We start from the raw sequence: 7,181 nt of genomic DNA, 5'->3' as shown, positions 1-7,181 counted from the left end.
ACCGGCGTGGCGAACCGGCCGTCCCGATCCCGCAGCTGCGCCTCCCCGAGGGCCACCGCCTCCGTCACCCGGGCGGTACCGGCGCAGGCGGCGTCGAGGAGCTGGAACCGCCCGGGGTGCTCGGTCTGCGCCGACCGCAGCAGCCCCCACACGGCCGCGTGCCCGGGGTCGGACAGCTCGCCGTCACCGCCGGTGGTCAGCACGACCAGACGGGACCCGGCGAACCGCTCCTCGCTCAGCCAGGCGCGGACGACCCCCAGCACGCGGGTGGCCGCGACGGTCGGATCCTCCCCTGCCGGGCAGGTCAGCACGGCCACCGCGGGCGCCTCGGAGGGCAGCTCCGCGCCGAGCCCGACCGGCTCACCGACGGGCCGGTCGCCGGTCGGCGCGGGGACCTCGGTCCAGGTCAGGGAGAACAGTCCGACGGAGCCGGTGACCAGCTCCGGCGCCACCGGGCGCAGGGCGAGGTGGTCCACCGTGATCACCGGCCTCCCGTCCCCGTCCCAGGCGGACAGGCTCACCGCGCCGTCCTCGTCGGCGGGGGTGAGCCGCACCCGCAGGGTGGTCGCGGCGTTGCCGGACAGCCGCACGCCCGACCAGGAGAAGGGCAGCCGGCAGACCCCGTCGTCGTCGGGACGCAACCAGATCCCGTGCAGTGCGGCGTCCAGCAACGCCGGGTGCACGCCGAACGCACCGGGCTCGCCGGTGGGCAGGACGACGTCGAGCCACAGTTCCTCGCCCACCGCCCAGGCGGCCCGCAGCCCTCGGAAGACGGGCCCGTAGTCCAGACCGATCGAGCGCAGCCGCTCGTAGTGCCCGGTCACCGGCACGGCGGCGGTGTCCGGTGGCGGCCACTCGACGAGCGGGTCGGGACCCTCTGCGGTGTCCGGTTCGACGAGGGCGCCGGCGTGCCGCGTCCACCCGGCGCCGTCCTCGTCGGGCCGGGCGTGGACGGTGATCGCGCGGCGGCCCCGGGCGTCCGGCTCGTCCACGAGCACCTGGATGCGCAGCGCCCCCTCGGCGGGCAGCACGACCGGAGCGTCGAGGACCAGCTCGGTCACCGCGGGGCAGCCGAGCAGGCGGCCGGCCCACAGCACCAGGTCCAGGCACGCGGTCCCCGGCAGGACCACGGTGTCGAGCACGGCGTGGTCGGCCAGCCAGGGCGCACTCGCGACGGACAGGCTTCCGGTCAGCAGCACCCCGCCCGTGTCGGCGTTCTCCACCTCGGCACCGAGGAACGGGTGCGCGGCGGCCCGCAGGCCCACCGCCGCGAGGTCACCCGCGCCCGCCGGGGCGGTCAGCCAGTGCGACTCCCGTTGGAACGGGTAGGTCGGCAACGACACCACCCGGCCGCGGACGGCCGTGGACCAGTCGACCGGCAGGCCGTGCGCGTCGGCCTTGGCCAGCGAGCGCAGGAAACGCTCCGCCCCGCCGTCCTCACGGGTCAGCGACTCCACGAGGACCACCGGCTCAGCCAGTTCGTCGGCGCGCTCCGCGATCCCGGGCAGCAGCACCGGGTGTGGGCTGACCTCGATGAACGTGCGGTGGCCCGCCTCGATGAGCGCGGTGACCGCCTCGTCGAAGCGCACCACCTCGCGCAGGTTGCGATACCAGTAGGCCGCGTCGAGATCGGCGCCCCGGACCTCCGCGACCTCGGTGGTGGACATCAGTGGGACGGCGGGGGCGCCGGGGCGGACCTCGGCGAGGTCGGCGAGCAGCCGCCCCCGCAACTCGGCGACCTGGGCGGAGTGCGACGCGTAGTCGACTGCGATGACCTTCGCCCGCGCGCCGTCGGCGACGCACCGGTCCACGAGTTCGGCCACCGCCAGGGGCTCACCGGAGACGGTGGTGGCGTTCGGCCCGTTGTGCGCGGCGATCGACACCCGGCCGTCCCAGGCGGCCAGCAGGGGACGCACCCGGTCGGCGGGCAGGGCGATCGAGGCCATCGCGCCCCGGCCGGCCAGCGCCACCAGAGCCCGGGACCGGCGGGCGACCACCAGCGCGGCGTCGTCCAGGGTCAGGGCCCCGGCGACGCAGGCGGCGGCGATCTCGCCTTGGCTGTGCCCGACCGCGGCGGCGGGCTCCACCCCGTGCGCCCGCCACAGCTCCGCCAGCGCGACCATGGTCGCGAACAGCACCGGCTGCACCACGTCGACCCGGTCCAGGCCCGGCTGGTCCGCGGCGCCGCGCAGCACCCCGGTCAGGCTCCAGTCCACGTGCGGAGCCAACGCCCGCTCACACCTGGCCATCGACTCGGCAAAGCTGGGCGAGGAGTCGAGCAACTCGCAGGCCATGCCGGCCCACTGCGACCCCTGGCCGCCGAACACGAAGACCGGACGGTGCGTACCGGAGGCGTCGCCCAGCACCACGGCGGGGTCGGCGCTGCCGTCCGCGACGGCGGTCAGGCCGCGCAGCAGGTCGGCTCGGGTCGCGCCGGTGACGGCGGCCCGGCGGGGGAACCGGGTGCGGATGGTGAGCAGCGAGTACGCGACGTCGGCCGGGCTCCAGTCGGTCCGGGACAGCTGCTCGCGCAGCCGACCGGCCTGGGCGCACCGCGCCCGCTCGGAGCGGCCGGACAGGGCGAGCACCACCGGCCCGTGGCTCGGCGTCGGCTCAGGCTCGTCGGCCGGCGGCGCCTGCTCCAGGACGACGTGGGCGTTCGTGCCGCTGATGCCGAAGGACGAAACGCCGGCCCGGCGCGGCCGGGCGGTCTCCGGCCACGGCACGGCCTCGGTCAGCAGCGCCACCGCACCGGACGACCAGTCGACGTGCGGCGAGGGCTCCTCGGCGTGCAGGGTCGCGGGCAACTCGCCGTGCTGGAGGGCGAGCACCATCTTGATCAACCCGGCCAGCCCCGCGGCGGCCTGGGTGTGTCCGATGTTGGACTTCACCGAGCCCAGCAGCAACGGCCGGGACGCGGGCCGGTCGGCCCCGTAGGCGGCCAGCAGCGCGGTCGCCTCGATCGGGTCACCGAGCGCGGTGCCGGTGCCGTGTGCCTCAACGGCGTCGACCTCGTCCGGGCGCAGTCCGGCGTCGGCGAGCGCGTCGGCGATCACGCGGCGCTGGGCCAGGCCGCTCGGCGCGGTGAGGCCGTTGCTGGCGCCGTCGGAGTTCAGCGCCGAGCCGCGCACCACGGCCAGCACCCGGTGGCCGTTGCGGCGGGCGTCGGACAGCCGTTCCAGCACCACGACGCCCGCGCCCTCGGCCCACCCGGTGCCGTCCGCGGCCGCGGAGAACGCCCGGCAGCGGCCGTCGGCGGACAGCCCGCCCTGCCGGGCGAACTCGGCGAACATCCCGGGCAGCGGCATCACGGTGACCCCGCCGGCGATGGCCAGCGTGCTCTCGCCCGCTCGCAGTGACCGGCAGGCCAGGTGCAGGGCGGCCAGCGAGGACGAGCAGGCGGTGTCCACGGTGATCGCGGGCCCGCCCAGGCCGAGCACGTAGGCGACCCGGCCGGACAGCACACTCGGAGTGCCGCCGGTGAGCAGGAAGCCCCCTGCGGCTTCGGACTGTTCGTGCAGCCGGGCCGCGTAGTCCTGGGCGGTCGCGCCCGCGAACACGGCGGTCCGGGTACCGCGCAACGATCCGGGCACGATGCCGGCCCGCTCCACGGCCTCCCACACCACTTCGAGGAACAGCCGCTGCTGCGGGTCCATGGCGGCGGCCTCCCGGGGGGAGATGCCGAAGAACTCCGCGTCGAACCGGTCGATGCCGTCGAGGAACCCGCCGGGACGCAGGCCGGTCACGTCCATCCGTTGCCAGCCCCGCTGCGCGGGCGGGTCGGTGATGGCGTCGACCCGGTCGGCCACCAGCCGCCACAGGTCGTCCGGCGTCTCGACCCCGCCGGGGTACCGGCACCCCATGCCGATGATCACCACCGGGTCGGTGTCCGGGTGCTCCCCGGTCGAGGCGGTGGTCCGCGGGAGGTCAGCCCGCGCCCGCCCCGTCAGGTGCTCGGCGAGGGCGGCGGGCGTGGGGTGGTCGTAGAGCAGGGACACCGACAGGTCTGCGCCGGTGTGCTCCTCGACCAGGTCCCGCAGCTCCAGGCCCATCACCGAGTCGAAGCCCTGATCGCGGAACGGGACGCCGGGCACCACCGTCGCGCCCAGGACCCGGGTGGCCAGGTCGAGCACCGCGCCCAGCGGCGCGCTGCCACCGGCGGGTGCCCCGCTCTGCCCGGCCACCGGCGCGGGCACCGTCTCGACCTCGGACGGCCAGTACCGCCTGCGCCGGAACGGGTAGGTGGGAAGCGGTACCCGCCTGGCGTCCTGGTCGGCGAACACCTCCGTCCAGTCCACCGACTCACCGGCCAGGAACCGATCGACCCGCTCCCGGAACCGTGCGGGATCGGCGGCCCCGGGCAGCTCGTCGAGACGGGTGAGCAACTCGGCCCGGTCACCGGCGACCACCACCGCCCGACAGGGGTGCGCGGTGCGGGCGGTGGCGAGCGTGAACGCGACGTCCACCCCGCGTACCTGCGGCCGGGCCGCCAGGTGGGCGCGCAGGTCGCGGGCCACCTGGGCGAGCGCGGCGGGGGTCCGGGCGGACAGCACGTACGGCAGGGGCTCGGTGACCTGGGGGTCGTGCGGGGGCTCGACCCGGTCGTGGGCGGCGAGCACGACGTGGCAGTTGGTGCCGCCCATGCCGAACGAGCTGACCCCGGCCACCAGCGGCGCGTCCGGACGCGGCCACGCCGAGGGTCCGGTCTGGACCCGCAGCCCCCACTCGGCGAGCGGCACGTCGTCGGCGGACGCGGTGAAGTGCAGGCTGGGCGGCAGCTCGCGGTGCCGCAGCGCCAGCGCGGTCTTGATCAGCCCGGCCACCCCGGCGGCGCCCTCCAGGTGGCCGATGTTCGTCTTCACCGAGCCCACGGCCACGGGCCCGGTCGGGCGGCCGGCGAACACCTCGCCGAGCGCGTGGGCCTCGGTCGCGTCACCCCCCGGGGTCCCGGTGCCGTGCAGCTCCACGTACTGCACGTCCGCGGGGGTCACCCCGGCCGCCCGGTGGGCGGACCGGACCAGCTCGACCTGGGCCCGCCGGTCGGGGGCGACCATCTTCTCGCCCGCGCCGTCGTGATTGACCGCGCTGGCCCGGATCACGCAGTACACCCGGTCACCGTCGGCCAGCGCCGCGGTGAGCGGCTTGAGCACGACCAGCCCGCCGCCCTCACCCCGGACGAACCCGTCGGCCTCCCGGTCGAGAACCCGGCAACGGCCCCGCGCCGACAGCACACCCATCCGCGCCGCGGCGAGCTGCGTGTCCGGCACCAGGGCCAGGTTCGTTCCGCCCGCCAGGGCCAGCGTGCACTCCCCCGCCCGCAGGCTCGCGCACGCCAGGTGGACCGACACCAGCGAGGACGACTGTCCGGTGTCGACGAGCAGGCTCGGTCCGCGTACACCGAGATGGTGTGACACCCGATTGGCGATCACGCCGCGCTGCAGCCCGGTCATCGCGTGATAGGAGAGGGACTGGGACTCGTGCCGGGAGACCAGCAGCGCGTAGTCGTCGGAGAGAGACCCCACGAACACGCCGACCGGTTGGGAGCGCAGCTCGCCGGGCACGATCCCGGCGTCCTCCACCGCCTCCCAGGCCAGCTCCAGCGCCAGGCGCTGCTGCGGGTCCATGGCCACCGCCTCGCGCGCGGAAATGCCGAAGAAGTCCGCGTCGAACTCGGCGACCGAGTCGAGAAAACCACCCTCCCCGGGCAGCCCCGGCCCGGTCGGCACAGGGGCGGTACGCCTGCGCGCCGACGGCGCGGCGACGCTGTCCACCCCGGCGGTCAGGTTCTCCCACAACCGCCCGGGACCGTCGGCTCCGGGCACGCGACAGGCCATACCGATGACCGCGATCGGGTCGGCGTCCACGGTCTCCCGGGTCATCCGACGCCACCTCCTGTCCGTTGTCTGCCCTGCACTGCGGGCTGGTACGGGCGCGCCCCATCGGCGCGGCGGTGGGCTCGCGGCCCGTCCCCGCGCTGCGCGATACCTGGCTACTCAGGTTCGGTCCGGGCCCCCCTCGACCGGGCATTCCCGGCGCAGGTAGTTCGGGCGCAGGTCCGCGTCGTCGTAGTAACGGTGGAAGACAAGGGTGGCCGACCCGGACACCGGCGGCACGATCCACGACCAGTCCGTCGGGCAGGTCCGGCCCGCCTCTTCCTCACGCTCAAGGTGGGTGATGAACCGGTTCGACTCGGTGTGATGGTCGGTGATCTTCACGCCCGCGCGGTCGAAGGAGTGCAGCACGGCCACGTTCAGCTCGACGAGGGCGCGGTCCCGCCAGAGCGTGGCGTTCGAGCTGGTGTCCAGCGCCATCTTGGCCGCGACCACCGGCAGCAGGTCGTAGCGGTCGGTGTCGCCGAGGTTCCGCGCGCCGATCTCGGTACCCATGTACCAGCCGTTGAACGGTGCGGCCGGATAGCGGATGCCACCGATCTCCAGGTTCATGGCCGAGATCACGGGCACCGCGTGCCAGCGCAGCCCCAGCCCGGCGAACCACGGGTAGCGGGGGTGGGACAGCTCTACCTCCAGCACCGCCTCCGGCGGCAGCTCGAACAGCTCGATCCCGTCCCGCGCGGTCTCGATGACCAGCGGGAGAACGTCGAACCGGGTCCCGGCGCCTCGCCAGCCGCGGCGCAGCGCCAGCTCGGTGACGCCGACGTTCCGGGGGTCGCCGAGTACCGTGCCGTCCGGCTGGGGGTACCCCGCGTACCGGATGAGCTGCTCGTTGTGAATGTGGGGGCCGGGGGCGTCGGGCCGGTCCGGGGCGAACACCGTGATCGTGGGCCGGATCCGCCCGCCGCCGCCCGCCTCCACCAGGTGCTTGACCGACTCGGTGCCGATGCCGGCCGCGTCCGAGATGTCCCGCCGGTCGCGCACCCACAGGCTCCGCCAGTACAGCCTGCCGATGCACCGGTTGCTGTTGCGCCAGGCCACCCGCGCACCGAAGGCCAACTCGTCGACGGTGTGCGTGTAGGTCCCGGTACCCGCGACCTCCGCGCGGATCTCCGCCATCCGGGCGGCGGGGCCGCCCTGCCCGTTGCCCTCGCCGTAGAACAGCTCGATGAACTGCTCCGCCTCGCGGAGCATCCACGCGCTGTCCGGGCCGGCCGGCGTCGCCGGCCCGGACGTGGGCGAAGCTGCGACGTCCATCGAACGGTCGGCTGCACGGCGAAGAAGACTTGC

Annotated in this window: 2 protein-coding genes; both read right to left on the bottom strand. The window is 75.2% G+C overall.

Annotation, left to right across the window (positions count from 1 at the left end; all coding sequences use genetic code 11):
* On the bottom strand, positions 1 to 5,879 hold a 5,879-nt coding region (locus ABT023_RS13090; RefSeq protein ID WP_350884832.1), incomplete at its 3' end, for a beta-ketoacyl synthase N-terminal-like domain-containing protein.
* Between the two features lie 114 nt (positions 5,880 to 5,993).
* Positions 5,994 to 7,148 (bottom strand): nitric oxide synthase oxygenase, encoded by a 1,155-nt coding sequence (locus tag ABT023_RS13085; protein ID WP_350884830.1) that lies wholly within the window; start codon positions 7,146 to 7,148, stop codon positions 5,994 to 5,996.
* Between the last annotated feature and the right edge of the window lie 33 nt (positions 7,149 to 7,181).

It is taken from the genome of Micromonospora sp. NPDC002296 (assembly GCF_040296145.1).
Classification (GTDB): Bacteria; Actinomycetota; Actinomycetes; order Mycobacteriales; family Micromonosporaceae; genus Micromonospora.
The sequence above is the reverse complement of the archived record's forward strand: the minus strand, read 5'-3'. Positions and strand labels throughout refer to the sequence as shown.

Excerpts from the sequence above, each read along its gene's own strand:
- ABT023_RS13085 (WP_350884830.1), bottom strand. The coding sequence starts at position 7,148 with ATGGACGTCGCAGCTTCGCCCACGTCCGGGCCGGCGACGCCGGCCGGC.